General features: G+C 62.3%; 20 protein-coding genes and 2 tRNA genes. 14 read left to right on the top strand and 8 right to left on the bottom strand.

Features of this window, described 5'->3' with window-relative positions:
• The first annotated feature begins 12 nt into the window (after positions 1-12).
• From SM763_RS01935 to SM763_RS01910, 6 genes are all read left to right on the top strand, one after another.
• Complete coding sequence (locus SM763_RS01935; protein WP_274828485.1) at positions 13-1116, top strand: cupin domain-containing protein; 1104 nt, start codon at positions 13-15, stop codon at positions 1114-1116.
• Positions 1113-1505, top strand: a complete 393-nt coding sequence (locus SM763_RS01930) for a cytidine deaminase (protein ID WP_368997293.1) — start codon at positions 1113-1115, stop codon at positions 1503-1505. The genes SM763_RS01935 and SM763_RS01930 overlap by 4 nt, the downstream gene beginning before the upstream one ends.
• A 6-nt stretch (positions 1506-1511) precedes the next feature.
• Complete coding sequence (locus tag SM763_RS01925) at positions 1512-2816, top strand: thymidine phosphorylase (protein ID WP_368997291.1); 1305 nt, start codon at positions 1512-1514, stop codon at positions 2814-2816.
• Positions 2816-4051 carry a phosphopentomutase gene (locus SM763_RS01920; RefSeq protein ID WP_368997290.1) on the top strand — a complete coding sequence of 412 codons (1236 nt, stop codon included), beginning with the start codon at positions 2816-2818 and terminating at the stop codon, positions 4049-4051. Before SM763_RS01925 ends, SM763_RS01920 begins: the two co-directional genes overlap by 1 nt.
• A gap of 77 nt (positions 4052-4128) precedes the next feature.
• Positions 4129-4761, top strand: a complete 633-nt coding sequence (gene upp, locus SM763_RS01915) for a uracil phosphoribosyltransferase (RefSeq protein WP_065273288.1) — start codon at positions 4129-4131, stop codon at positions 4759-4761.
• A 150-nt stretch (positions 4762-4911) separates the two neighbouring features.
• A complete protein-coding gene (locus tag SM763_RS01910) occupies positions 4912-6285 on the top strand; it encodes an SPOR domain-containing protein (protein ID WP_368997288.1) in 1374 nt (457 codons plus the stop codon).
• Positions 6286-6357: 72 nt separating this feature from the next.
• On the opposite strand, the gene SM763_RS01905 is transcribed toward SM763_RS01910, so the two are convergent.
• The 3 genes from SM763_RS01905 to SM763_RS01895 are packed head-to-tail and all read right to left on the bottom strand — an operon-like array spanning position 6358 to position 9461.
• A complete protein-coding gene (locus SM763_RS01905) occupies positions 6358-6939 on the bottom strand; it encodes a retropepsin-like aspartic protease family protein (RefSeq protein WP_368997286.1) in 582 nt (193 codons plus the stop codon).
• A gap of 45 nt (positions 6940-6984) precedes the next feature.
• The gene (locus SM763_RS01900; protein ID WP_065273291.1) at positions 6985-7611 is read right to left on the bottom strand and encodes a MarC family protein; all 627 of its coding nucleotides are present in this window, start codon (positions 7609-7611) and stop codon (positions 6985-6987) included.
• Positions 7608-9461 carry an ABC-F family ATP-binding cassette domain-containing protein gene (locus SM763_RS01895; RefSeq protein WP_368997284.1) on the bottom strand — a complete coding sequence of 618 codons (1854 nt, stop codon included), beginning with the start codon at positions 9459-9461 and terminating at the stop codon, positions 7608-7610. Before SM763_RS01895 ends, SM763_RS01900 begins: the two co-directional genes overlap by 4 nt.
• A 145-nt stretch (positions 9462-9606) precedes the next feature.
• Between SM763_RS01895 and SM763_RS01890 the strand changes: the two genes are divergently transcribed.
• Together SM763_RS01890 and ndk are read left to right on the top strand one after the other, a co-directional pair.
• Entirely contained in the window at positions 9607-10809 is a 1203-nt protein-coding gene (locus SM763_RS01890) for a multidrug effflux MFS transporter (RefSeq protein ID WP_368997283.1), read from the top strand.
• A gap of 140 nt (positions 10810-10949) precedes the next feature.
• Positions 10950-11372 carry a nucleoside-diphosphate kinase gene (ndk, locus tag SM763_RS01885; RefSeq protein ID WP_368997281.1) on the top strand — a complete coding sequence of 141 codons (423 nt, stop codon included), beginning with the start codon at positions 10950-10952 and terminating at the stop codon, positions 11370-11372.
• Between the two features lie 95 nt (positions 11373-11467).
• On the opposite strand, the gene SM763_RS01880 is transcribed toward ndk, so the two are convergent.
• Positions 11468-11815, bottom strand: coding sequence for a TfoX/Sxy family protein (locus SM763_RS01880; RefSeq protein ID WP_274828478.1), 348 nt, complete (start codon positions 11813-11815; stop codon positions 11468-11470).
• A 123-nt stretch (positions 11816-11938) separates the two neighbouring features.
• Between SM763_RS01880 and SM763_RS01875 the strand changes: the two genes are divergently transcribed.
• A complete protein-coding gene (locus SM763_RS01875) occupies positions 11939-13165 on the top strand; it encodes a cytochrome P450 (protein WP_368997279.1) in 1227 nt (408 codons plus the stop codon).
• A gap of 149 nt (positions 13166-13314) precedes the next feature.
• The gene (locus SM763_RS01870) at positions 13315-14175 is read left to right on the top strand and encodes a hypothetical protein (protein WP_368997277.1); all 861 of its coding nucleotides are present in this window, start codon (positions 13315-13317) and stop codon (positions 14173-14175) included.
• Positions 14176-14266: 91 nt separating this feature from the next.
• Here SM763_RS01870 and SM763_RS01865 read toward each other — a convergent pair whose 3' ends face one another.
• Positions 14267-14881: a response regulator transcription factor gene (locus SM763_RS01865; RefSeq protein ID WP_274828475.1), complete on the bottom strand. Its 615-nt coding sequence runs from the start codon at positions 14879-14881 to the stop codon at positions 14267-14269.
• Positions 14882-15209: 328 nt separating this feature from the next.
• Between SM763_RS01865 and SM763_RS01860 the strand changes: the two genes are divergently transcribed.
• The 3 genes from SM763_RS01860 (at position 15210) to SM763_RS01850 (ending at position 18625) form a co-directional block, all read left to right on the top strand.
• A complete protein-coding gene (locus tag SM763_RS01860) occupies positions 15210-15719 on the top strand; it encodes a putative pterin-binding protein (protein ID WP_368997275.1) in 510 nt (169 codons plus the stop codon).
• Between the two features lie 12 nt (positions 15720-15731).
• Complete coding sequence (locus SM763_RS01855; protein ID WP_368997273.1) at positions 15732-18230, top strand: hybrid sensor histidine kinase/response regulator; 2499 nt, start codon at positions 15732-15734, stop codon at positions 18228-18230.
• A 320-nt stretch (positions 18231-18550) separates the two neighbouring features.
• Positions 18551-18625: transfer RNA gene (locus SM763_RS01850), tRNA-Asn, on the top strand.
• Positions 18626-19197: 572 nt separating this feature from the next.
• On the opposite strand, the gene SM763_RS01845 is transcribed toward SM763_RS01850, so the two are convergent.
• Together SM763_RS01845 and SM763_RS01840 are read right to left on the bottom strand one after the other, a co-directional pair.
• Positions 19198-19272, bottom strand: a tRNA-Asn gene (locus SM763_RS01845).
• Between the two features lie 124 nt (positions 19273-19396).
• Positions 19397-20311, bottom strand: coding sequence for an MBL fold metallo-hydrolase (locus SM763_RS01840; RefSeq protein ID WP_368997271.1), 915 nt, complete (start codon positions 20309-20311; stop codon positions 19397-19399).
• Positions 20312-20401: 90 nt separating this feature from the next.
• On the opposite strand from SM763_RS01840, the gene SM763_RS01835 reads away from it, so the two are divergent.
• Positions 20402-21721, top strand: coding sequence for an ATP-binding protein (locus SM763_RS01835; protein WP_274836834.1), 1320 nt, complete (start codon positions 20402-20404; stop codon positions 21719-21721).
• 120 nt (positions 21722-21841) lie between these two features.
• Here SM763_RS01835 and SM763_RS01830 read toward each other — a convergent pair whose 3' ends face one another.
• A complete protein-coding gene (locus tag SM763_RS01830) occupies positions 21842-23452 on the bottom strand; it encodes a calcium-binding protein (RefSeq protein ID WP_368997269.1) in 1611 nt (536 codons plus the stop codon).
• Positions 23453-23574: the final 122 nt, after the last annotated feature.

Here is a 23574-nt window from a genome sequence, read left to right as displayed (position 1 = left end):
GGGAGAAGAGAGATGGCCGAGACCATCGCAGAAATGCGCCTGCCCACGCAGGAGCTACGCGACGATATTCCGTTTTATACTAAAACCTTGGGAATGAAGCTGGATATGATCTATCCGGCGGACGATCCGCGCATCGGTGTCTTCTCGGGGCATGGCCTGCGGCTGCGTATCGAACGGGGGGCCCCCGAGAGCCCCGGAACCCTGCGCATTCTGACCGAAGACCCCGAGGGATTCGCGGGCGGGGCGCGTAGTCTGACCGCCCCGAACGGCACCAAAATCGAAATCGAAGAGCGTCATCAACCAATTGTGATGCCGGACACGGTGCATTCCTTCGTGGTGCGTAGGCTGAAGGATCAGGCGCCCTGGATCATCGGGCGCGCGGGCATGCATTACCGTGATCTGGTGCCGGACCGCTTGGGCGGCTCGATCATCGCCAGCCACATCCGCATCCCCGATGGCGGGCCAGTGCCGGATATGGTGCACTTCCACCGGGTCGGCTTTCAGCTGATTTTCTGCATCCACGGCTGGGTCGATGTGGTCTATGAGGATCAGGGCGAGAAGATGCGCCTGACGGCGGGTGACTGTTTTATCCAGCCGCCCGAAATCCGTCACCGCGTGCTGGAGGCAAGCGACAACGTGCAGGTGATCGAGATCGGCGTTCCGGCAGAACATGTGACCGAGATCGACCACGAGATGACCCTGCCGACCCCGCATTACCGCCCTGATCGCGAATGGCAGGGCCAGCGGTTTGTCTACAATCAGGCAGCGGGCGCAGACTGGGTTCCTTTCCGTCTGCCGGGTTTTGTCTGCCGCGACACCACCATCAACGACAACACCAAGGGCGTCGCCTCGGTGCAGGTGGTACGCCGCGCCGAGGGCGCAGAGGCGGGCAACAGCCCCTGGGCCAGCCACGACACCGACATCCTCTTTACCTTCGTGATGGAGGGCAGCGTTACCCTGCACGGGGAAGGGCGTGATCCTTATGAGCTGGAAGCAGGCGATGCCTTCGTCATTCCGCCCGGCATGAAAACGCGGCTCAGCGATGGCTCTGCGGATCTGGAATTGCTTGAGGTCAGCCTGCCGGGTACCTTCAACACAAAGCTGGAGGAAGCATGAGTCTGAAGGAAGCAGCCATTGCCGTGCGTGAGAACGCGCACGCGCCCTATTCCAACTTCAAGGTCGGGGCCGCCATTCGCGCGGCCTCGGGCACGGTCTACGTGGGCTGCAACGTAGAGAATGTCGCCTATCCCGAAGGCACCTGCGCCGAGGCCGGGGCGATTGCCGCCATGGTGGCAGCGGGCGAGACGCAGCTGGCAGAGGTCTATGTGATCGCCGACAGTCCCGACCCGGTGCCGCCCTGCGGCGGATGCCGTCAGAAACTGGCTGAATTCGGCAGCGGAGAAGTGTCTGTGACCATGGGCACCACCGCAGGGGCCGAGCGGCACGCCACCATTGCCGATCTGTTGCCCGGTGCCTTTGGTGCCAGCCACATGGCCGGGGCCTGATCCCCTATGGATGCCCGTGCGATCAATGCTGTCCTGCGCCGGGGAGAGACCCCGAGTGACGCCGATCTGCGCTGGTTTGCTCAGGGGCTTGCCGATGGTACGGTCAGCGATGCCCAGGCCGGGGCCTTTGCCATGGCGGTCTGTCTGCAGGGGCTGAGCACGGATGGCCGCCGCGCGCTGACGCTTGCCATGCGCGACAGCGGTGATGTGCTGAGCTGGGATCTGGATGGGCCGGTGCTGGATAAGCATTCCACTGGCGGTGTCGGCGACTGTGTATCGCTCTTGCTGGCGCCCGCGCTGGCGGAATGCGGCGCCTATGTGCCGATGATCTCGGGGCGGGGGCTGGGCCATACCGGCGGGACGCTGGACAAGATGGAGGCCATCCCCGGCGTTACCACCTCAGTGTCCGAGGATCGACTGGACGGTCTGATGCGCGATGTCGGCTGTGCCATCGTCGGGGCAACCGCGCAGATCGCTCCCGCAGATAAACGGCTCTATGCGATCCGCGATGTGACGGCCACGGTCGAAAGCCTGGATCTGATCACCGCCTCGATCCTGTCCAAGAAACTGGCCGCCAGCCCCGATGCGCTGGTGCTGGACGTAAAGACAGGTTCGGGCGCCTTCATGAAATCTGACGAGGAGGCCCGCGCGCTGGCGCGTTCGCTGGTGGACACCGCCAATGCGGCAGGCTGCCCGACCTCGGCGCTGATCACCGATATGAACCAGCCCTTGGCGCCCGCGCTGGGCAATGCGCTAGAGGTGGCTGAGGTGATGCGCGTGCTGACCGGCGAGACCGCCGGGCCGCTGGCTGAGATCACCATCGCACTTGGGGCGGTGCTGTTGGTGCAGGCGGGACTGGAAAAAACTCCGGAAGAGGCCGCCGCGCGCCTGTCGGCGGTATTGACCGATGGCCGGGCCGCTGCCCGCTTCGAAGCCATGGTGGCCGCAATGGGCGGGCCGCAGGGCTTTGCCAGCGACTGGCAGAGCGTTTTGCCTGAAGCCAGCGTCATCCGCGAAGTGGCCGCGCCGCAGGCCGGCTATATTTCCGCCATCGACGGTGAGGCGCTGGGCCTTTGCGTGGTTGGCCTTGGCGGCGGGCGCATGGTCGAAAGCGATCTTGTCGATCCTGCTGTCGGCCTGTCGGATTTGTTGCCGCTGGGCGCGCGCGTTGCACGCGGAACGCCGCTGGTGCGCATTCATGCCGCCCGGGAAGAGGCCGCCGACCGCGCCGCGCAGGAGGTTCTGGCGGCGATCACCATTGCAGAGGCGGCGCCGGAACTGCCGCCGCTCATTCACGAAAGGATCATCTGATGGCGCGCGCCTTTCTGGTGGTGATGGATTCCGTTGGCATTGGCGGAGCGCCGGATGCGGATCGCTTTTACAACGGCGATCTGCCGGATCTGGGCGCCAACACGCTGGCGCATATCGCGCAGGCCTGCGCCGAGGGCCGGGCTGAGGACGGGCGCAGTGGCCCGCTGTATCTACCCAATCTGGACCGGCTGGGGCTGGGATCGGCCATGCGGCTGGCCTCTGCTGTGCCGTTTCCGGGGTTGACCGCTGAACCTGAGGGGCTGTGGGGCTGCGCCGCTGAAGTCAGCCCCGGCAAGGATACGCCTTCCGGCCATTGGGAGCTGGCAGGCCTTCCGGTGCCATGGAACTGGCATTTCTTTCCAGACGAGACGCCTGCCTTTCCGGCAGATCTCAGCGCCTTTGTCGCAGAGGCCGCGGGGGCGCCGGGGATCTTGGGCGATTGTCACGCCTCGGGCACCGATATTATTGCCCGTCACGGGGACGAGCATATGAGGACCGGCGCCCCGATCTGCTATACCTCTGCCGACAGTGTCTTTCAGATCGCTGCGCATGAAGAGAGCTTTGGCCTCAATCGTCTTCTGGACCTGTGCCAAGCGGTGGCGCCGCGCCTGCATGCGATGAAGGTGGGCCGGGTGATCGCGCGCCCGTTTGTAGGCGCGCCAGAGAGTGGATTTACCCGCACCACCAACCGGCGGGATTTTGCGATCACGCCCCCGGCAAAGCTGCTGACCAACTGGGTGCAGGACGCCGGGCAGAAGGTCCACGCCATCGGCAAGATCGGCGACATCTTCACCATGAGCGGCATCGACACCCTGAAGAAAGGCCCCGACGCCGACCTGATGCAGCATCTGGCCGAGGCGGTGGAGACGGCAGAGGAGGGCAGTCTGACCTTTGCCAACTTTGTGGAGTTCGACAGTCTTTACGGTCATCGGCGTGATATTTCGGGCTATGCACGGGCGCTGGAATGGTTCGACCATGAAATCGGAAAGATCCTGCCACGGTTGCGGGACGGGGATATTCTGGTTCTGACCGCAGATCATGGCAATGATCCCAGCTGGCCGGGGACCGACCACACCCGCGAACAGGTGCCGGTTCTGGTGGCCGCGCCGGGCCAGACACTAGGTAAGGCACCGGGCGCCGGATCACTGGGCGCGCGGGCCTTTGCCGATGTCGGGGTCTCGATTGCGCAGCATCTGGGCGTGGCCAGCAGCGGTCCGGGGCGCAGCTTTCTGTAGCGGAATGGGCAATCCGGCTTGCCTGCACCGGGCAAGGACGCATAAGAGAGACCAAATTTATTCGCAGGAGTGCCGATATGTCCGAACATCTGACCGTTGTTGATCATCCGCTGGTCCAGCACAAACTGACCCTGATGCGGGACAAGGGCACATCGACTGCCGGGTTCCGGCGTCTGCTGCGCGAGATCACCCAGCTTCTGGCCTATGAGATCACTCGCGAAATGCCGCTGACCACCACCACCATCGACACCCCGATGGAGGAAATGGAAGCGCCGATCCTGGCGGGCAAGAAACTGGCGCTGGTGTCGATCCTGCGGGCGGGCAACGGCATGCTGGATGGCGTACTGGAACTGATCCCTTCGGCCCGGGTTGGATTTGTGGGTCTCTACCGCGACGAGGAAACCCTGCAGCCGGTGCAATATTACTTCAAGGCGCCCGAAGGTTTGAAGGACCGTCTGGTGATCGCCGTCGATCCGATGCTGGCGACCGGCAACTCCTCGGCAGCGGCCATCGACCTCTTGAAAGAGGCCGGTGCCAACAACATCCGTTTCCTTTGCCTCCTGGCCGCGCCGGAAGGCGTTGCGCGCATGAAAGAGGCGCATCCGGATGTGCCGATCGTCACGGCCTCGCTGGATCGCGAGCTGAACGAAAAAGGCTATATCATGCCCGGTCTTGGCGATGCCGGCGACCGCATGTTCGGCACCAAGTAATTCGCATTTGCTGGCTCTGGGCCCGCTGCCTGCCTTGGCAGCGGAGCCGGGGCAACAATTTGCCCGAACGCCGCCAGATTGTGCCCGGCGCCGGGTTTACTAAGATTTGGTTATCAGGCATCGTATGCCCATATGTTGTGGGGCTCTGGTATGAAGATAACAAGAATTGTCGCGCTCGCCATCATTGCAGGCACGCTGAGCGTTCAAGGCGTGGGTCAGGCCGTGGAGGCGCAGACCCTGCGGGCCTCCAGTCCCCCAGCAGAGGTACCCCCGGCCTCTTATAAGGGTAAGCAATATGTCGACAGCCGCGGTTGTATCTATATCCGCGCCGGGATCGACGGCAATGTGAACTGGGTGCCCCGCGTAACCCGCAGCCGCAAGCAATTGTGCGGCTACAAGCCTACTACCATCGCAGGGGCTGCTAAACGCCAGCCGCAGGCGAACGCGGGGCCTGAAATCATCACCCTGCCGCAGGAACAGCAGCCCGCCGCGACCGCGGTTGCAACGGCTCCCGCCAAAAAGGCGACGCCCACGTCTCGGACGACGGCTCCTGCAAGCGCCCCTGCAGTTGCCGCAACCACCAAACCGCGCCGCACTGCACAAAGCACCAGTGCCCGCCCCACGCGGGTCACCACTGCCGCGCCCCGGCGTGTCGTGAAACCGGCTTCGGTTGTTCCGGCGCCGCAGCCTGCACCGCAGCAAGTGCGCACGGCGCCGACGGCTGGCGGCTGCCCCGGGGCTTCTGCGATCAGCCAGCAGTACATCAATAAATCCGCAGGCGTCCGCTGTGGCCCGCAGACCGAAGCGCCGGTGACTTATGGCCGGGACAGGGCGGGCGATCAGAACTCGTCGCTTCAACTGGCGCCCAATACCCGTATCCTGCCCGCACATGTCTATCAGCAGCGCCGACTGAGCACGGGGCTGACGGTGCCGCAAGGCTACCGCCCAGTCTGGGAGGATGATCGTCTGAACCCCCGGCGCGCCGAGCGTACGCTAACAGCGGCCACGCCGAATGGACAGACTGCGGTGCCGCCGGGTTACGTCCGGGTGGAACGGGATGACGACCGCATGAATACAATGCGCGGCGTGCGCAGCGCTGCAGGAGATGCGCAGATGGCCGAGGTCTGGACCGATGGCCTGCCGCGTAAACTGGTGCGCAAACCGCTGGACCGGCAGACGGTCACATTGTCGGGGCGTCATGCCCGCAGCGCCGCCGAGGCGCGCGAGCCGCTGGCATTGCGTCTGTCGACCAGGTCGGACCCCGAGGCGGGAGCGGCTGCATCTGAAGCCACGCCGCGTCGCTACGTCCGTGCGGCGACCTTTGCCGATCCGGCGGCGGCGCGCGCTGCTGCGCGGGATCTGGCCCGCAGCACCGGCCTGCCGGTCCGTCTGGGCACGCTCACCCGCAAGGGCAAGACCTACAAAGTTGTTTTGGCAGGGCCTTTCACTGCCACTGGGGCAGGTGATGAAGCCCTGAATGCCGTGCGCGGCGCGGGGTATCCCAAGGCGCGGCTCAGCAAGTAAGCTCAGCAAGAAAGATGGGCGTTCAGGCTATGGGGCAGGGCGCATCTCTGCCCCGTTGCGTTGCTCCGTAACTTAACGGGTCAGCACAAGGGCGCGGTTCTGGATCTCGATCCGTGACCAGCGTTGCAGATAGCCCATGCCAAGCAGGGATTTATCCATCTCACCGGCGTTGACCCAAACCCGCACATCGCTGTCGGTGATCCCGCCAAGCGACATCTCATCCACCCAGAAAGAGGCGGTGCGCACTTCGCCATTGGCGGTCTGCGCGCGGCCCAGATAGGCCAGTTTGTCGGTGTCGATCCCGGCGCGCTCAGCGTCCGCGTGGCTCAGCACCAGCTGACTGGCGCCGGTATCCACCAGGAAATTGACTGGCGTGCCGTTGACCGACAGGGTCAGGTAGTAGTGACCATCCGGCGCCATCGGCACCTCGACCCGGCCTTGTTCGGTGATCACGCTTTGCTGTGGCATTACCGTGCTGCGGATATCACCCCACAGACCATAGGCAGCGATCACCCCAAGGAAGATAAACGCCCAGACGGCGAGCATCTGCACCGTCTTGCCCAGCGACTGCCGGTTCCGCACGAAGACCCAGGATCCTACCGCCACCAGCAGCAGGACAAGATAAATCACCCGGGCATAGTCCATATCGGTCATCAGCGCGCCTCCTGCTTTCTGATGTAGGAAGTTCGCGCCGCGATACTAGCCTGCGGCAAAGCCAAAGGCGCGCAGACCGTCCAGAATGAACTGCACCGAAAGCGCCGCCAGCAGCATGCCCAGAAGCCGGGTCACCACGTTGATCCCGGTCTTGCCCAGAAGCCGCTCCAGCACGCCGGAGACAAGGAACATCACCAGCATCAGCGACAGCACCGCCAGAACGATGCTCATCACCAGGGCAAAGCCTTCGATGCCTGGTTTCTGACCGGCGAGCAGGATCACGGTTGCAATCGAGCCGGGGCCTGCGATCAGCGGGATGGAGATCGGAAAGACGGACGGGTCTTCGACCTCGGTGGCTTCCTCGCCCTGATGTTCGCGGCGTTTGGTGCGCCGTTCGAACAGCATGTCGAGCGCAGTGAGGAACAGCAGCGCGCCACCTGCGACACGGAAGGCGGGCATTGAGATGCCGACGAAGGCCAGAACCGCCTCTCCGAACAGGGTGAATAGCGCGAGGATGAAGGTCGCGGTCAGCGAAGCGCGAATGGCCACGCCGCGCCGCTCGGACGCGGTCATGCCTTGTGTCAACGCCAGAAAGATCGGGGTCAGGCCAATAGGATCAATAATCACGAAAAGCGTGACAAAAGAGGTGATCATAAAGGCCGTGTCGATCATAGGGCTTCGGCTTTTTCCAGTTTCTCCAGCGCCCGCATCCACAGCAGTTCGGCGCGGTCCAGCGCCTCGATGACTTCGGCGTGCTTGCCTTGCCAGACGCGGGCTTCGTCCTTCTTCTCTGCCTCGTAGAGTTCCGGGTCCGCCAGCTTGATGTCAAGCTTGTCCTTCATTGCGGTCAGTTTGCTGACGCGTTCCTCGGCTTTACGGGCCTCCGCGCGCAGCGCCAGCATGGCATCGCGCGTGGGGCGTTTCGGCTTTGGCTTGGCAGCGGCCGGTTTCGACGCAGGTTTGTCCTTTTCCAGCAGCAGCGACCGGTAAGAGGTCAGATCGCCCTCATAGGGTTTCACCGTGCCTTGCGACACCAGCCACAGCCGGTCGGCCACAAGGCTCAGAAGGTGCATGTCGTGGCTGACAAGGATCACCGCCCCGGTATAGGCGGTCAGCGCTTCCACCAGCGCTTCGCGGCTTTCGATATCAAGGTGGTTGGTCGGCTCGTCGAGGATCAGAAGATGCGGCGCATCCAGTGTTGCCAGAAGCAGTGACAGGCGCGCCTTTTGCCCGCCCGACAGGCGTCCGACCTCGGTATCCGCCTGCGCGGCGCCAAGGCCAAAGCCCGCAAGGCGCGCCCGCAGTTTTGCCTGACCTTCTTCGGGGCGCTCGCGCTGCAGGTGCTGCAGCGGGGTTTCGTCGATATAAAGCTCGTCGACCTGGTGCTGGGCAAAGAAACCGATGCGCAGCTTGCTCGATTGCGTCATCTTGCCGGACATCGGTGCAAGACGGCCCGAGAGCATCTTCGACAGGGTGGATTTGCCTTCGCCGTTCTTGCCCAGCAGCGCGATCCGGTCGTCCTGATCGATGCGCAGGTCCAGTTTGCTGAGGATCACCGTGTCGCCATAGCCGACCGAAACGCCCTCGGTGGCGATGATCGGCGGCGACAGTTCTTCGGGCTCCGGGAAGGTGAAGACTGTGCGTGCTGCGTCTTCGGGCGCGCGAATGGTTTCCATCTTTTCCAGCATCTTCACCCGGCTTTGCGCCTGCTTGGCCTTGCTGGCCTTGGCCTTGAACCGGTCCACGAATGCCTGCAGGTGGGCGCGCTGCGCCTCTTGTTTCTTGGCGGCTGCGGCCTGATTGGCGCGGTTGGCGGCGCGCTGGCGGGCGAACTGGTCATAGTTGCCGCCGTAGTAGATGAGGCCGCGATCCTCCAGATGCAGGATGCCGCCGACCGAGCGGTTCAGAAGTTCGCGGTCGTGGCTGATGATGATGACCGTATGAGGGTATTTCACTAGATAGGCCTCAAGCCAGAGCGCGCCTTCGAGGTCGAGATAGTTGGTCGGCTCGTCGAGCAGCAGCAGATCGGGCTCAGAGAACAACACAGCGGCAAGCGCCACCCGCATCCGCCAGCCACCCGAGAAATCGGCGCAGGGGCGCTGTTGCGCCTCTTCGTCAAAGCCAAGCCCCTTGAGGATGGAGGCCGCGCGGGCCTCGGCGGACCAGGCGTCGATGTCGGCGAGTCGGGTCTGCACCTCGGCGATGCGATCAGGATCGGTTGTGGTTTCGGCTTCGGCCATCAGTTCGGCCCGTTCGAGGTCGGCGGCCAGCACCGTGTTGATCAGCGACACGTCCGAGGCGGGTGCCTCTTGCGCTATACCGCCAATCCGCGCCCGGGACGGCAACGAAATACTGCCGCCTTCCAGCGCCAGTTCGCCCTTGATCAGGCGGAAGAGGGTGGTCTTCCCGGTGCCGTTGCGCCCCACAAGGCCAACCTTGTGGCCGGTGGGAATGGTGGCGCTGGCCCCGTCGAACAGGGGGCGGCCTTCGACCGAATAGGTGATGTCCGAAATACGTAGCATGGCCGCGCTCATAGCAGAGGGTATCGCGCCCGACCAGCGCCTTTGCACGCTGTGTCTCAACTGGGTATCAACTGGCCCATCCCCGGAGCACGTGATAGCCAAGGCGGGAATTCGTCTTTCTCCCGTTCTACGTCCGGTGACTGCCATGCGAGCTGCGCAAACGGCCCCTCACATTGCCACGCTGATCTTTGGCACCGCCCTTTCGGTGCTGTCGCTCAACATGTTCCTGCCGTCGCTGGCTCGGATCGGAGAGGATTTTCAGGCCGACTATGGTCTGGTGAACCTATCCATCGCCGGTTACCTGGCGATTTCTGCGGTATTGCAGCTGGTCATGGGGCCTTTGTCGGACCGCTTCGGACGTCGCCCGGTGGTGCTGGCGTCGCTGCTGGTCTTTGCCCTTGCCTCAATCGGCTGCGCGCTGGCGCAATCGATCTGGGTGTTCCTTGGCTTTCGCTTGCTGCAAGGGGCCGTGGTGGCGGGGCAGTTGGTCTCCCGCGCTGCGATCCGAGACATGCACAGCGCCGAAGAGGCCGCCAGCAAGATGGGCTACGTCTCCATGGCGATGGCGCTGGCGCCGATGCTGGGGCCGATGCTGGGGGGCTTTCTCGAGATGGCCTTTGGCTGGCGGGCGGGATTCATCCTTTATACCCTGATGGGCCTTGCGATGCTGGCGCTGGCCTGGGGCGACTGGGGCGAGACAAACGACAACCGCTCGGCCACCTTTGGCGCCCAGATGCGCACCTATCCTGAGCTGTTGGCCTCGCGCCGGTTCTGGGGGTACAGCCTTTGTGTGGCCTTTTCGGTCGGCGGGTTCTTCTCTTTCATCACCGGGGCGCCGCTGGTGGCAGCGGCCTGGTTCGACCTCAGCCCTGCCATGGTGGGGCTGGGCATCGGCATCATCACCAGCGGTTTCATGGTGGGCAATTTCATCACCGGACGGGTGGCGGGGCGGGTGTCGCTGCTGACGCTGATCCTGATTGGCCGTATCAGCGCGACGCTCGGCCCGCTTGGGGGTTTGATCCTGTTCGCGCTGGGGCAGGGCTCGGTTTCGGTGTTTTTCGGCGCCGCGATCTGCGTCGGATTTGGCAACGGTCTCACCATCGCCAATGCCAGCGCCGGGCTGATGTCGGTGCGCCCGCATCTGGCGGGCAGCGCTTCGGGGTTGTCGGGGGCCTTGTCGGTGGCGCTGGGGGCGGTTCTGACCTCGCTGACCGGTGCTTTGGTGGCGCCTGAAAACGGGCCCTTCATGGTGCTGGGGATCATCCTGTGCGCCAGTATCCTGGCGCTGGCCTCGGCGCTGTATGTGCGCTGGGTCGATATACGCGAACCTTTGCCCGAAGCGGGCTGATCGCAGGCCGTGTTGACAGCGTGGATTTGAGCGCCAGGGAGCAACTCAGCCCTTCCCAAGCGAGCGCAGGCATGTTACCCGGCGCGCGATATATCCGGCGCGGGGATTTGCCCCGGCCGAACACTAATGGAGAACGCCCGATGGCACTGGAACGCACCTTTTCGATCATCAAGCCCGATGCAACCCGCCGCAACCTGACCGGCGCAATCAACGCCAAATTCGAAGAAGCAGGTCTGCGCATCGTCGCGCAAAAACGCATCCACCTGACCAAGGAACAGGCCGGCAAGTTCTACGAAGTGCACGCCGAGCGTCCCTTCTACGACGAACTGTGCGAATTCATGTCCTCCGAGCCGATCGTGTGTCAGGTTCTGGAAGGTGAAAACGCCATCGCGAGAAACCGCGAAATCATGGGCGCCACCAACCCGGCAGACGCCGCTCCCGGCACCATCCGCGCCGAGTTCGCGGAATCGGTTGGCGAAAACTCGGTTCACGGCTCCGACGCGCCGGAAACCGCAGCGGTTGAAATCGCATACTTCTTCTCCGGTCTGGAACTGGTCGGCTAAGCCTGACTTTCCGTGACCCGGATTTCAGGGCCGCCTCGGGACACCGGGGCGGCCTTTTTCGTTCGTCCGTTTCCTTCGGAAAGGGGGAGGAGCGCTTATCCCCGGCGGGGAATGACGCCGATGGCATCGAGCTCGCGCTCTAGCCGGGACAGACCGGCGGCCTCGCTCTTGGCCGTGGTGTTTTCCGCCTTGATCTGGTCGAACCGTTTGCGCAGAGCTTTTTTCTCCTCGCCCTTGCAGTCGTTCCACGGGCGCCCCTGAAGCCCCATCACCAGCACATAGTACCCGATGAAATGAGGGCGACTGCCCGCCTGCAGCAGCCGCGCATAGGCCGCATCCGCGCCAAGCTCGCGCAGCTCCTCGGCGGAGTGGATGCCTGCACGGGCAAAGGACTCTTCCGAGGCCGGGCCAAGGTTGCGGATGGATGAGATAGGCGTGGACATAGGGCGAACATATCCGGGGCGCAGGGGGCTGTCACGCTGGTTTCGCAGCGGAATTTTACGCCGCAGCGATTGACAGTCTCAAAACGACAGCGGACGTTACGGCACGTTCTGGGAGGAGACGACGTGACACAACCGCAAACCGCACCCGACATTCTGAATTTTGATCTGGCAAACCCACCCGAGGGCTTTGTGGAGGATCCGTTTCCCTTCTACGATGCCCTGCTGGCTGAGGCGCCCATTCTGCAGCAGCCCGATGGTTCGGTGCTGATCTGCCGCCATGCGGATCTGGACCGGATCTATCGGGACACCACGTCTTTCTCCTCGGATAAGAAGGCCGCCTTTGCTCCCAAGTTCGGCGAAGGTTCACCGCTCTTTGAACATCACACCACATCGCTGGTGTTTTCCGACCCGCCGCTGCACACACGCGTGCGCAAGATCATGACCTCGGCCCTGACGCCGCGTGCCATCGGGCGGATGGAGGCGGGGCTGGTTGAGACCGTCGATCATCTGCTGGATGCCATGGAAGGGCGCGAGGAGGTCGATCTTATCGAGGATTTCGCCTCGACCATTCCGATCCAGATCATCGGCAACCTGCTGGACGTCCCGATGGAGGAACGCGGGCCGCTGCGCGATTGGTCGCTGGCGATCCTCGGGGCGCTGGAACCTGCGCTCAGCGATGAGGAGCTGGAGCGCGGGCATAAGGCGGTGGAGGAGTTCAAAGCCTATCTGACGGATCTCATCGCGCGGCGCCGTGCCCAGCGGGGCGATCCGGAAACCGACGTGCTGACCCGACTGATCCGGGGCGAGGGCGCGGATGAGCAGCTGAGCGAGATCGAGCTGATCCAGAACTGTATTTTCATCCTCAACGCAGGGCATGAGACCACCACCAACCTGATCGGCAATGGTCTGGCGCTTCTGAATGATCACCCGGACCAGCGCGCGCGGCTGCAGGCGGATCCGGAGCTGATCAAACCGGCGGTGGAGGAGATGTTGCGGATGCGGTCCCCGAACCAGCTGGGCAACCGGGAAACCACGCGGATGGTGGAGATCGGCGGGCTTGAGATCCCGCGGGGTACCAACCTGCATCTGGTGATCGGCGCCGCCAACCGCGATCCGGAGGTGTTCGAGCATCCTGAACGCTTCGACATCTCGCGCAAGCCAAACCGGCATCTGGCATTCGCCGGGGGACCCCATGTCTGCGTCGGGCTGACCCTGGCACGGCTGGAAGGCAAGATCGCTATTGAACGCTTCCTCAGTCGCTTTCCGGATTACAATCTGCTGCCGGGGCGGGTCTCCGGCGGTCGGATGCGGTTCCGGGGCTATGCGCATCTGCCTGCCTCCTTAGGCTGACCGCCGCCAGGCCGAGCGCTGCCCGCATGGGGTGCGCCTTTGCGCGCGACCTATCCTTTTGGGCGCGCTGCGCAGCCCCATGGATAGGCGCTTTTTGTATGAAGTTTCTGTAAACCTGTCGGCATCAGTTTACTCCGGCGAGGGTTGTTATGATTTATCCAGTGGTGATGGCAGGGCAGGCAAATTCTGTGGTTCCGGCAGGGGAAGAGCGCGTTCCGGCGCATTTCTTCGCGGAAGCGATGATCGAAAGCCGGTTCCAATCGGTTATCCGCTGTCTGGATCATCCGATGTTTGCCGCTCCGACGGTGGTCACCTGCGAAGCCAATCAAGGTCTGGCAGTGCAGCAGATGTGCGCGGTGGGCGTAAAGGGCTCCCTGCTGATCGAGCCGGGGCTGTCGAAATCCGCTGCGGCTCTCGCGGCCGTTGCGCTGCGGTTCCGCGATGCGCCGGATGCGCTGTTGCTGATCATGCCTGCCAGCCATTCCTGCGCCTCCGAAGGCCGTTTGCTTCAGACGCTGGAGGCAGCACTGCCTGCGGCCAAACAGGGCGGTATCGTGGCGGTGGCAACCCGTGATCACGGGTCTTATGGTCGTCTCAGAACCTTGTCGCGGCGCCGGGGACAGGAGCCGATGCAGGCGCTGTACAGCGCTGGAGTGGGGAGTGATGAGGCCGATCCTGATGTCCTGTGGAATTCCGGCATCTATCTGGTGCGGGCGGGCAGTCTCCTTGCAGCATTCAAACGCCATGCGCCGCGTATCCTTCATGCCACCAAGGCCGCCGTTGCCGGTATCGCGCAGACCGAGATCGTTCGTCGGCTTGTGCCCGATGCCTATGGCAAGGTGAAACAGGAAAGCTTTGAGGCTGCGATTCTGGGACGGGTGGAGATCGTCGACAGCGTGCAACTGGACCACAACCGGTCGATCTGGGAGGACTGGATCCAAGACATGGCGAATGAAAAGGCCGAAGCCGGTGCGGCCCGCCGACGTGCGAAACGGCAGAGGGCGGCCTGATCAAGAGGCCGCACGGCCGGAGAGGAGGAATGTCGCCTCTTGCCAAAGAACACCTGAATGCGACCGGTGCGGCGCAGTCTGCGGGCGGGGTTCAGAAAAGACCGGCTTCCTTGGCGGTCAGCGCAGCTTGGGTGCGGTTCTTGGCGTCAAGCTTGCGGCAGAGGGTGCGCACATGCAGTTTAATGGTGACCTCTTGCAAGTCCAACTCGCGGGCGATTTCCTTGTTCGACAGGCCGCGGCAAAGGCCGTTCAGGACTTCCAGCTCCCGCGGGCTCAGCCGTTCGGCCAGGGGGTGCGTATTTGCGCTCTCTTCCGCGCGCATCAACTCGACCGGAGCATAGATTTCCCCCGCGCTCATGAAGCGGACCGCGTTCAAAAGCGACTGCGCGCCCATGGTCTTGGGAATGAACCCGATGGCCCCGGCATCGAGCGCCGCCCGGGCAGTATTGGCCGGAGCGCTGCCGGAGAGGATGGCAACGCCCTTGCCGCCATTGGCCGCAAGCGCCTCAGCCAGACCATCCAGTCCCGTCATTCCGGGCATCTGGTAGTCCAGCAACACCAGGTCAAACGGGCCTTCCGCGGAAATCAGCTCCATCGCGCCCGGCAGATCGGTGGCAAGCAACACCTCTGCGCCCCCCTCGGATTTGAGGTAGGCGGAAATGGTCTCGCGAACCATGTCATGATCATCTGCCAAAAGAATACGCATAGAATTCCTAGAGTCTGTTAGCGACAGCGAAGGTCAATCAAAGTCGACACCTACACGACAAGGGTTTCATAAGTATCAATCCCCGGCTGGACGTGTCTTCCCTCTTGCAGACAATAGTGCCCCGGGCCGGTTTTCAATAAAACATTTAGAAAGATAACTGAATTAAGCTGGAGAAGGACAGCTGAAAAGGTTGGGTTTTAATAACCCATCCGGCAGGCGTCCTATCCTTTGGGATAGGCGCATATCCCGAGGCGTTGGTGCCAGAGGGGGCACAATCTGTCAGTGTCCGACGCGGTGAAATTGGGTATTTTCAAAAAGGAGTGTTGTGATGATCCGCTGGATGAATGTTTTGGGCGCGCTGGTTCTGGCGCTGGGGGTAGGCCTGATGCTCGGGCTTGGGGCGTCGGCGCAGGCCGCCAGCGACGACACCGTGCTGCTGACGGTTCAGATCGAAGGGGATGATGCCTCGACGACGACCTTCACCCGCGATCAGCTAATGGCGCTGGGCCAGACCTCCTTTGAAACGGAAACCATCTGGACCTCTGGCACGCAGGCCTTCACCGGCGTATCGCTGAAGGATCTCATGGCCCATCTCGGGTTGACCTCCGGTGTCCTGCAAGCGCGGGCGATCAACGATTACATGGTCGAGGTGCCTCTGTCCGATGCGATCGAAGGGGGGCCGATCATCGCCTATGAACGCAACGGCAAGACCATGTCGGTCCGCTCCAAGGGGCCTTTGTGGATCGTTTACCCTTACGATAGCAATCCCTCGTATAAAACCGAAGCGATCTACTCCAGAAGCATCTGGCAGCTGGAGGGGATCAACGTCCAACGGTAAAGGTGTGGCCCGGTGACCAAAGAAACGGACTGGCGATTTCCACTAGCGTCGCGCTGGGTTCTGGTCGCGGCCCTGATCGTTCTGCCTTTGCTGGTGGTACAGTCCGTGCGCCTGGGTCAACAGGTTCTCCTCAGGCTCGAGGGCCTATCGACGGCCGCGACGGACAACATGCAATGGGTCATGTCGCAGGCCGAGGTCGAGCATCTGAAACTGGATGCAGCAGCCGGTGCAGCGCGGCAGGCAAAGGACCTGCCCCTGCTGCGCCGTCGCTTTGACATTTATTACAGCCGTATTGCGACCTTTCAGGAAAGCCCGCTGTTTCAGGAGCTTCGCGACAACGAGGCGGGCAGCAAGTTACTGTCCGATCTCAGTGCGCGGCTGGACCGTTTGGCTGATCTGATCGATGTCAGCGACGAGCAGTTGATTGAAAATATCTCTCAGGTTCGTTCGGAACTGAATCAGAACGGCGACAAGGTGCGTGAACTTGCCCTGTTCGGGGTGGTGATGCAGGTCGAGGGAACCGAGGCCAAGCGCCTGCAGCTGTTCGATATCCTCTACCAGTTGGGTTGGGTCATTCTGGCGTTATTCGCGGCCATTGCGATCACCGCGCTAATGCTGGCGCAGATGTACCGGCGCGGGCGCCAGCTGGCCGAAGAGCGCAGCCGCGCCGCCGCGCAGATGGAGGCGATGATTTCCTCCTCTCTCGACGCCATTCTGGTGGTCGACACCGAAGGCCGTATTCAGGCGTTCAACGGCGCGGCCGAAACGATTTTTGGCTACAACAGCGCCGAAGTCATCGGGCAGAAGATGCAGGAGCTGATCATTCCGATGCACCTGCGCGAAGCCCATGCCCGGGGCATGGCGCGTTTCCTCAATACCGGCCAGACCAAAGTGATCGGCGCCGGCCGGGTCCAGCTCGAAGGGGTGCGCAAGTCCGGTGAAATTTTTCCGGTCGAACTCTCGGTCTCGCTCAGCCAGTCGGGGCAGGATATGGTCTTTGTCAGCTTCATGCGTGACATTTCGGACCGGATGCAGGCCGAAGAAGAGTTGCGCACCGCCCGCGATGATGCCCTTGCAGGTGAGCGTGCCAAGGCCAATCTGCTCACCGTCATGAGCCACGAAATGCGCACCCCTCTGACCGGGGTGCTGGGGGCGATCGACCTTCTGGAAGACACCGATCCCTCGGGCGAACAGATGCGCTATCTCCAGGCAATGCGAGTGTCGGGAGAGCTTCTGCTGCATCATGTGAACGACGTGTTGCAGCTGTCGCGGCTCGAAGCAGGGGTGGACCCGGAAAAGATTCGTGTCTTCGACCTCAGGGAACTGGCCGAAGGTCTGATCGAAAGCCAGCAGGCCACCGCAAAGAGCCGGGGAATCGATCTGTCGCTGCATTGCAGCCTTGGCCCGTCCTCGGTGGTGGCAGGGCGACCCCGCGCCATTCAGCAAGCGCTTCTCAACCTGATCGCAAATGCTGTGAAATTCACCAATGAAGGCGCCGTTTCCGTCGATATCCAGCGCCTGCCGGAGACGGATGTGGTGGACTTCCATGTCGCCGATACCGGCCCCGGTATCCCGCAGGAGGATCTGCAGCGCATCTTTGAAGAGTTCACCATGCTCGATTCCAGCTATCGGCGCGGCAATGAGGGCACCGGGCTTGGCCTGGCGATCACCCGCCGTATCGTGCAGGCGATGGATGGTGAAATCACCTGCGAAAGCGAACTTGGCGAAGGCAGCCTGTTCTCGATGTCGCTGCCGCTGCCGGTGGCCAGCGCGCCCATGGTCAAGGCCGAGGCGCAATCGGATCAGGAACAGGAGACTAGTGCCGTCCTGATCGTCGAAGACAATGACATCAATCGCCTGCTCTTGGAGAAGATGCTGATCCAGCAGGGCCAACGGGTGACCACGGCCGCAGGCGGGCTGGAGGCGGTCAACTGCGCCGAAGCGGGCAGTTTCGATCTGATCCTGATGGATATCAGCATGCCAGAGGTGGACGGGATCGAGGCAATTCGCCGGATCCGCGCGCGGAAACTGGCGGAAGGCACCGACATCGTAGCCCTTACAGCGCATGCCGCCGCCGAAGATCATGCCCGCATTCTGGACGCGGGATTCGCCGAGGTCATCACCAAGCCGATCAGCAAACAGGAACTTGCCGATGTGATCGCTCGTCGGGCAGGGCGAACCCCGGTGCTGCCGGAGGTTAATCAGGACGAAAACATCGTGCAGTTCTTCGATGCGCTTGGCCCGGAACGCGCCCGCGGCTTCCTCGCGACGTATTGCGAGGACGTGGAGCGGCTGAAGGCAGCTTTGGCCGAGGCCGAGGAGCTGACGACAGAGCTGCGCCAGGAGGCACACCGCCTGGCGGGATCGGCAGCGGTCCTGGGCCTGACCCGGTTCCGCGAGCTGATGCTGGAGATCGAACACGCAGAAGGCTGCGACATCACCCAGACCGAACTGCTCGATGAGATCTGGTGCGAGGCCGAGAGCTTTTTGTCCGTCCATATGTGCGCCTGAAGTCGGCGCTCCGCGGCACAGGCTCTCCGTGCTGTTGACCAATAACGGGGGAGGGGGGCTGGCTACGGCGCCGAGCCGGACAACGTGGCAATCCGGTCGGGCTTTTGGGCCGCCTTGGTGCCGAAGACGCGTGGACAGAGGTTGGTTCCACAGGGGCCTATCAAGGTGACAGGGGGTGTCGGCGCGGAGACGAAAGAGGGCTTAAGACCAATATGTTAGGCTGAAAGCGCGCTCTGACTTTAGGGGCTGAAAAAAACTGCAGCTTGGAGAGAATTTTCTCTGGACGCGGCAGAGCGGAGATTCTATACCACGCCTCACATTCCGGCGTAGCTCAGCGGTAGAGCAGTTGACTGTTAATCAATTGGTCGTAGGTTCGATCCCTACCGCCGGAGCCATAAAAAGCCCTCAGGTCGCGCAGACCTGAGGGCTTTTTTGGTGTCGGAGAGTTTGACGCCATAGCTCCATCCTTTTGATGAAAGCCTGCGCTTGGGGGGAGGCACTGCACCTACCTTAAGGGTGGCCAAGCAACCTGAGTTACCAACTGATTACCTCTGGCGTCTGGACTTCCAAATGCACAGATAATTTTTTCCTCTTTGTTGGAAATCAAAACGTCTGTCTTTGGGTTTGAGCTCAAAAAGCATGGCGCAAGGGCAGTGCCCCACTGCACTCTCTTTCACATCTCGGAGGACGGCAAGGAACACAAAAAGCTGTCGCATTAAATGGACTAATTGATGGCCTCAAAGGCCACATCCACGGACACAGGGTTCGGACCGCAGAACGCGGACGTGGCGCTTCGCCATTCTGACCTCTAGCGCTCAACTGGAGACCAGAATGTAACTTAGAAGGCCAGCAGGTTCAGAAAAAAGGAGGGGAGTGCACCTCTTGCGCAGATACCCCCGCATCCAATAGCACTCCAGATTCTGGAACCCAAAAAGCCCTCAGGTCGTAAAGACCTAAGGGCTTTTTATGGCTCCGGCGGTAGGGATCGAACCTACGACCAATTGATTAACAGTCAACTGCTCTACCGCTGAGCTACGCCGGAACGGTCCGCGCCGTATAGCGGCCCTGCGTGGGGGCGTCCAGAGGGGGAGGCGAAAAAAATGCAAATAACATTGGATCGCACATTCCGGGACCGAAAACCGCTCTGGGGCAGGGGCGTCCAGGGATCAGCCCAGCAGCCTGAATTCTGCGGTTGCGCTCAGGTCACCGACCGGGGTTACGCGGGATTTTCCCATTAGGTCAATGAGATGGGCCAGGACGTTGCGCTCGGCAGCGAGCAATAGGGCCGCCGGGGTTTCGGTATAGATCCGGGCGGCCAGATCGCCCGGGCGGGCCGGGCCGGAGCGCAGCGCATCAATGATGGCGGCTTCGCGGGCTTCGCGGTGGGCGATCAGCCAGTCGAGACGTCCGGCAGGGTCAGTGATCGGGGCGCCGTGGCCGGGATAGAAGATCCGCCAGTCGCGGGCGCGCAGCTTGCGGCAGGAAGCCATGAAGTCAGTCAGATCACCATCGGGCGGCGAGACCAGCGAACTGGCCCAACCCATCACGTGATCGGCGGTGAAACAGGCATCATCCAACGCCAGCGCGATGTGATTGCCCAGATGCCCGGGTGTGTGCAGCACCTCAAGGTCCCAGCCCGCGCCGGAGATCACATCGCCATCTGCCACGATAATGTCAGGCGTGAACGCGCTGTCGATGCCTTCGCCGCCGCCTGTCATGCCCTGCGCGACCAGTTGCTGCATCGCCGGGCTCCGGCCTGCGCTGGCCGGGCCAAAACCATAGACCGGCGCGCCGGTACGCTGGCTGAGCTCGGCCGCCAAGGGTGAGTGATCCACATGGGCATGGGTGACGATGATATGACCGATACGTTGATCAGGGCCCACTGCGGCCAAAATCGCCTCCAGATGCTCTGGCAGCACCGGGCCTGGGTCGATCACCGCCAGATCCTGGGTTCCGATCAGATAGGTGTTGGTGCCGCGATAGGTCATTGGCGAGGGGTTCGGGGCCAGAATGCGGCGCACACCCGGTTGCAGCTCTTCGGCACGGCCGGGGGCGGGATTGAAATCGTATGGAGCCTGCATTCGGGTATCCGTTCCTTTTGTTGCTGGCGCGGGGGGCAAAAGCCTGCCGGGTCCCTTCACAGCCATGGGGCGACCCTGTAGGCTTAGCGCATGTTCTTGCAAAGGCTCAAACAATATTCTCCACGGAGCCTTTATGGCCGGGCGGCGCTGATCCTGATCGTGCCTATCGTGTCGATGCAGCTTGTGGTCTCCATCGTCTTTATCAAACGAGATCTGGAGGATGTGACCACCCAGATGACGGCCACGGTGATGCAGCAGATCGCATTGCTGCAACAGCAGGGCGCAGGCGCGGAAAGCCAACAGGACATGCTGGTGCGGATTGCTCCGTTCCTGCAGCCTCTGCAGATGGGGGCACGGTTCCTTGAGGAGGGTGAACCTGACCCGCAGGATCTAGTGGGGTGGTACGAATTCTCTGGCCGCGTTGTCCGGGACAAGTTGCAGCAGGATCTGCCGGGTTTTGTCGCGGCGCAGTTTCCCGATAACCGCGAGGTCAAGGTGTTCCTGGATACCGACCTTGGCAGGATGGAACTGCGGGTGGACAGGCGGCGGTTGACGGCGGCAGCGCCGCATCAGCTGATCGTGACGATGGTTTTCTTCGGCCTTTTCATGGCCTTGATTTCTTTCATCTACCTGCGCAATCAGCTGCGCCCGATCAAGCGGCTTGCGGATGCGGCGCAGGCCTTTGGCCGGGGACGGATGATCCCTTATTCGCCGCGTGGCGCGACCGAGGTACGGGCCGCTGGCAGCGCCTTCGTGGATATGCGCGCCCGGATCGAGCGGCAGATCGAGCAGCGGACCCTGATGCTGTCGGGGGTGAGCCACGATCTGCGCACGCCGCTGACACGGCTGAAGTTGGGGCTGGCGATGTTGGACGAAGAGGAAGCGGAACCGCTGTTGCGTGATGTCGATGAAATGCAGGCGCTGCTGGATGCCTTTCTGGATTTCTCCCGCGGTGCGTCAACAGGCGAGCCTGAACCGGTGGACCCGATGCAAATGGCGCATGCCATCGTCGAGGATTGGCAGCGGCAAGGCAAGGATGTGATGCTGGGAGAGCTGAGCGGGTCTGGCACCGTGATGCTACGCCAGCAATCGATACGCCGGGCGGTGGAAAATCTGGTCTCGAACGCGGTACGATATGGCAGCCGGGCGCGGGTCTCTGTGACTTTGACGGAAAAATCCCTGCGCATCCGGGTCGAGGATGACGGTCCCGGTATCGACCCCGCGCAGCGCGGTGATGCGATACGTCCCTTTACCCGGCTGGATGCTGCGCGCAATCAGAACCTTGGAACCGGGGTTGGACTGGGGCTTGCCATCGTTGTGGATGTGGCGCGGGCGCATGGCGGCACGCTGCGCCTGACCGAAAGCGCCGAACTGGGCGGGTTGCAGGCCGATATCGTGATCGCACGCTGAGGAATTGCAGCTATACCCTGAGGGGCTGCGAAACGGTTGAACGGGCAGGGCACCTGCTGGTCAATGTCAGAATAGTCGGGCCTGCGTGATGCAGGCCCGGTGGAAAATCCGGTTACACGATCAGAAGATGAAATCGCCCACACCTAGGTCGGCCATATCGACGTCCAGCAGAGTGATCGAATTGCCGTTGCCATCCTGAATGAGCACGTCGTCGCCTTCCTGGCTCATGTGATTGTTGCGCAGATCCCGCATGCCGGTGATGCTTTCCACCCCGCTCAGATCAATGTCCTCACCGTTGCGTGTGGCGTTGAAATCGCGGATCTTGTCATTGCCAAAGTCGCCGGAGAACACGAACACATCCAGACCACGACCACCGGTCAGAATATCGTTGCCGCCCTGACCGTCCAGGATGTCGGCATCACTGCCACCGAACAGCCGGTCACGGGCGCCGCCGCCCAGCAGTTTGTCGTCGCCGTCGCCGCCGAACAGCTTGTCCCGACCGGTGCCGCCCAGAAGTTTGTCGTTGCCGGTGTCTCCGTCCAGCGTGTCGCGGCCAGCACCGCCCTTCAGGGTATCGCGTCTGCCGAGGCCGGAAATTTCATCGTCGCCCGCAAGGCCCAAAATGCGGTCTTTTCCATCGGTGCCGACCAGAACGTCGTCGCCCGCGGTTGGGGTGTTGCTCAGCTCGCTGACAAAGCTCTCTGAGGCGAGGAAACCCTGGTCGATCCCGGCACCACGAATTTCCGCAATATCACCGACAAAGATCGTGTCTTCTGAGTAATCTGCACTGCTGCCTACTGGGACGGTGACGTTCACATAGGTCTGGCCTGCCTCCAGCGTGAAGGCGGCGTCGAAACTGTTGACCGTCTTAGAGTAATCCGCGTCCACTGCGGTGACAGAGACGGTTCCCGTGATATCGCTTTCGGGGGCCTCGGCGATATCAACGCGCAGGGTAACCATTGTGGAGCCACCGCTTTCGGTAGCGGAAATCGTGCCGAGGCTGGCCAGGTTGGTCGGTGCGGCGTCCGTATAGCTGCTGATCGTATAGGCGCCGGAGTAGCCGAAATAGGTCCAGGCGGCGAGGTAGTAGGTGCCGGAAAGCTCGGGCGAGAAGGTCTTCACTGATCCGTCCCAGGCGCTGGCGCCGCCGGACACACCGTCGACCGGCTCTCCATCCGCGCCAAGGATTTCCAGCCAGCCGCCGGACGTGGCCCCAAAAGGCGAGTCAGCCTGCGCCATAGAGAACCCGTAGTCCATTCCGCCAATCGCGTGGAAGGCATAGTAGTCGGTCTCTCCGGTGCGGGCGCTGCCATTGATGACGCCCGTTATGCTGGATCCGATCTCAAGAGTTGGCGCGCCGCTCATGTCGCGTGCGTCCTCGTCCTCCAGATAATCCGCAGGAAGGCCCTGCATGGTGACGGTGTAGCTGCCGCTGCCAGTGACGCGGATGTTATAATAATCCGAGGGGTGCTCGGCCGTGTAGGTCATCGTGTTGCCGTCGATTGTTGCCCCGGCATCGGTGCCGTCATCCAGCATCTCAAAGGAAACCCCGTCGCCCTCCAGGGTAAACGTGTAGGGCTGATCATAGGCCAGTGAGACCCGGATCAGATCGCCCGCATCGGCGCCGCCTACGGTACCGCTGACGCTGTGACCGGGTTGGATGTCTGCGACGTTGGTCTGAGTGTAGTCAAAATCGTTGGTCCAGTCGCCGTCTTCGGTCAGTTGATACATGGGAAACCTCCTTCACCGTGCCCGTAAATACAGCGCAATTTTAAGGCCGGGCGTACGCGTGGAACGTGACCAGGATCAAATAGGAGCGGGCGGAGGTGGGAGAATTCGCTCAAAAAGAGGAT

This window comes from Pseudophaeobacter sp. C1-32P7 (assembly GCF_041008775.1).
GTDB lineage: Bacteria > Pseudomonadota > Alphaproteobacteria > Rhodobacterales > Rhodobacteraceae > Phycobacter > Phycobacter gallaeciensis_A.
Note: the sequence above shows the minus strand (reverse complement) of the source record. Positions and strands in the feature narration are given on the sequence as shown.

Bases quoted from the DNA above. Each gene is read 5' to 3' on its own strand.
- SM763_RS01935 (WP_274828485.1), top strand. From the start codon at position 13: ATGGCCGAGACCATCGCAGAAATGCGCCTGCCCACGCAGGAGCTACGC.
- SM763_RS01930 (WP_368997293.1), top strand. From the start codon at position 1,113: ATGAGTCTGAAGGAAGCAGCCATTGCCGTGCGTGAGAACGCGCACGCG.
- SM763_RS01925 (WP_368997291.1), top strand. From the start codon at position 1,512: ATGGATGCCCGTGCGATCAATGCTGTCCTGCGCCGGGGAGAGACCCCG.
- SM763_RS01920 (WP_368997290.1), top strand. From the start codon at position 2,816: ATGGCGCGCGCCTTTCTGGTGGTGATGGATTCCGTTGGCATTGGCGGA.
- upp (WP_065273288.1), top strand. From the start codon at position 4,129: ATGTCCGAACATCTGACCGTTGTTGATCATCCGCTGGTCCAGCACAAA.
- SM763_RS01910 (WP_368997288.1), top strand. From the start codon at position 4,912: ATGAAGATAACAAGAATTGTCGCGCTCGCCATCATTGCAGGCACGCTG.
- SM763_RS01905 (WP_368997286.1), bottom strand. From the start codon at position 6,939: ATGACCGATATGGACTATGCCCGGGTGATTTATCTTGTCCTGCTGCTG.
- SM763_RS01900 (WP_065273291.1), bottom strand. From the start codon at position 7,611: ATGATCGACACGGCCTTTATGATCACCTCTTTTGTCACGCTTTTCGTG.
- SM763_RS01895 (WP_368997284.1), bottom strand. From the start codon at position 9,461: ATGCTACGTATTTCGGACATCACCTATTCGGTCGAAGGCCGCCCCCTG.
- SM763_RS01890 (WP_368997283.1), top strand. From the start codon at position 9,607: ATGCGAGCTGCGCAAACGGCCCCTCACATTGCCACGCTGATCTTTGGC.
- ndk (WP_368997281.1), top strand. From the start codon at position 10,950: ATGGCACTGGAACGCACCTTTTCGATCATCAAGCCCGATGCAACCCGC.
- SM763_RS01880 (WP_274828478.1), bottom strand. From the start codon at position 11,815: ATGTCCACGCCTATCTCATCCATCCGCAACCTTGGCCCGGCCTCGGAA.
- SM763_RS01870 (WP_368997277.1), top strand. From the start codon at position 13,315: ATGATTTATCCAGTGGTGATGGCAGGGCAGGCAAATTCTGTGGTTCCG.
- SM763_RS01865 (WP_274828475.1), bottom strand. From the start codon at position 14,881: ATGCGTATTCTTTTGGCAGATGATCATGACATGGTTCGCGAGACCATT.
- SM763_RS01860 (WP_368997275.1), top strand. From the start codon at position 15,210: ATGATCCGCTGGATGAATGTTTTGGGCGCGCTGGTTCTGGCGCTGGGG.
- SM763_RS01840 (WP_368997271.1), bottom strand. From the start codon at position 20,311: ATGCAGGCTCCATACGATTTCAATCCCGCCCCCGGCCGTGCCGAAGAG.
- SM763_RS01835 (WP_274836834.1), top strand. From the start codon at position 20,402: ATGTTCTTGCAAAGGCTCAAACAATATTCTCCACGGAGCCTTTATGGC.
- SM763_RS01830 (WP_368997269.1), bottom strand. From the start codon at position 23,452: ATGTATCAACTGACCGAAGACGGCGACTGGACCAACGATTTTGACTAC.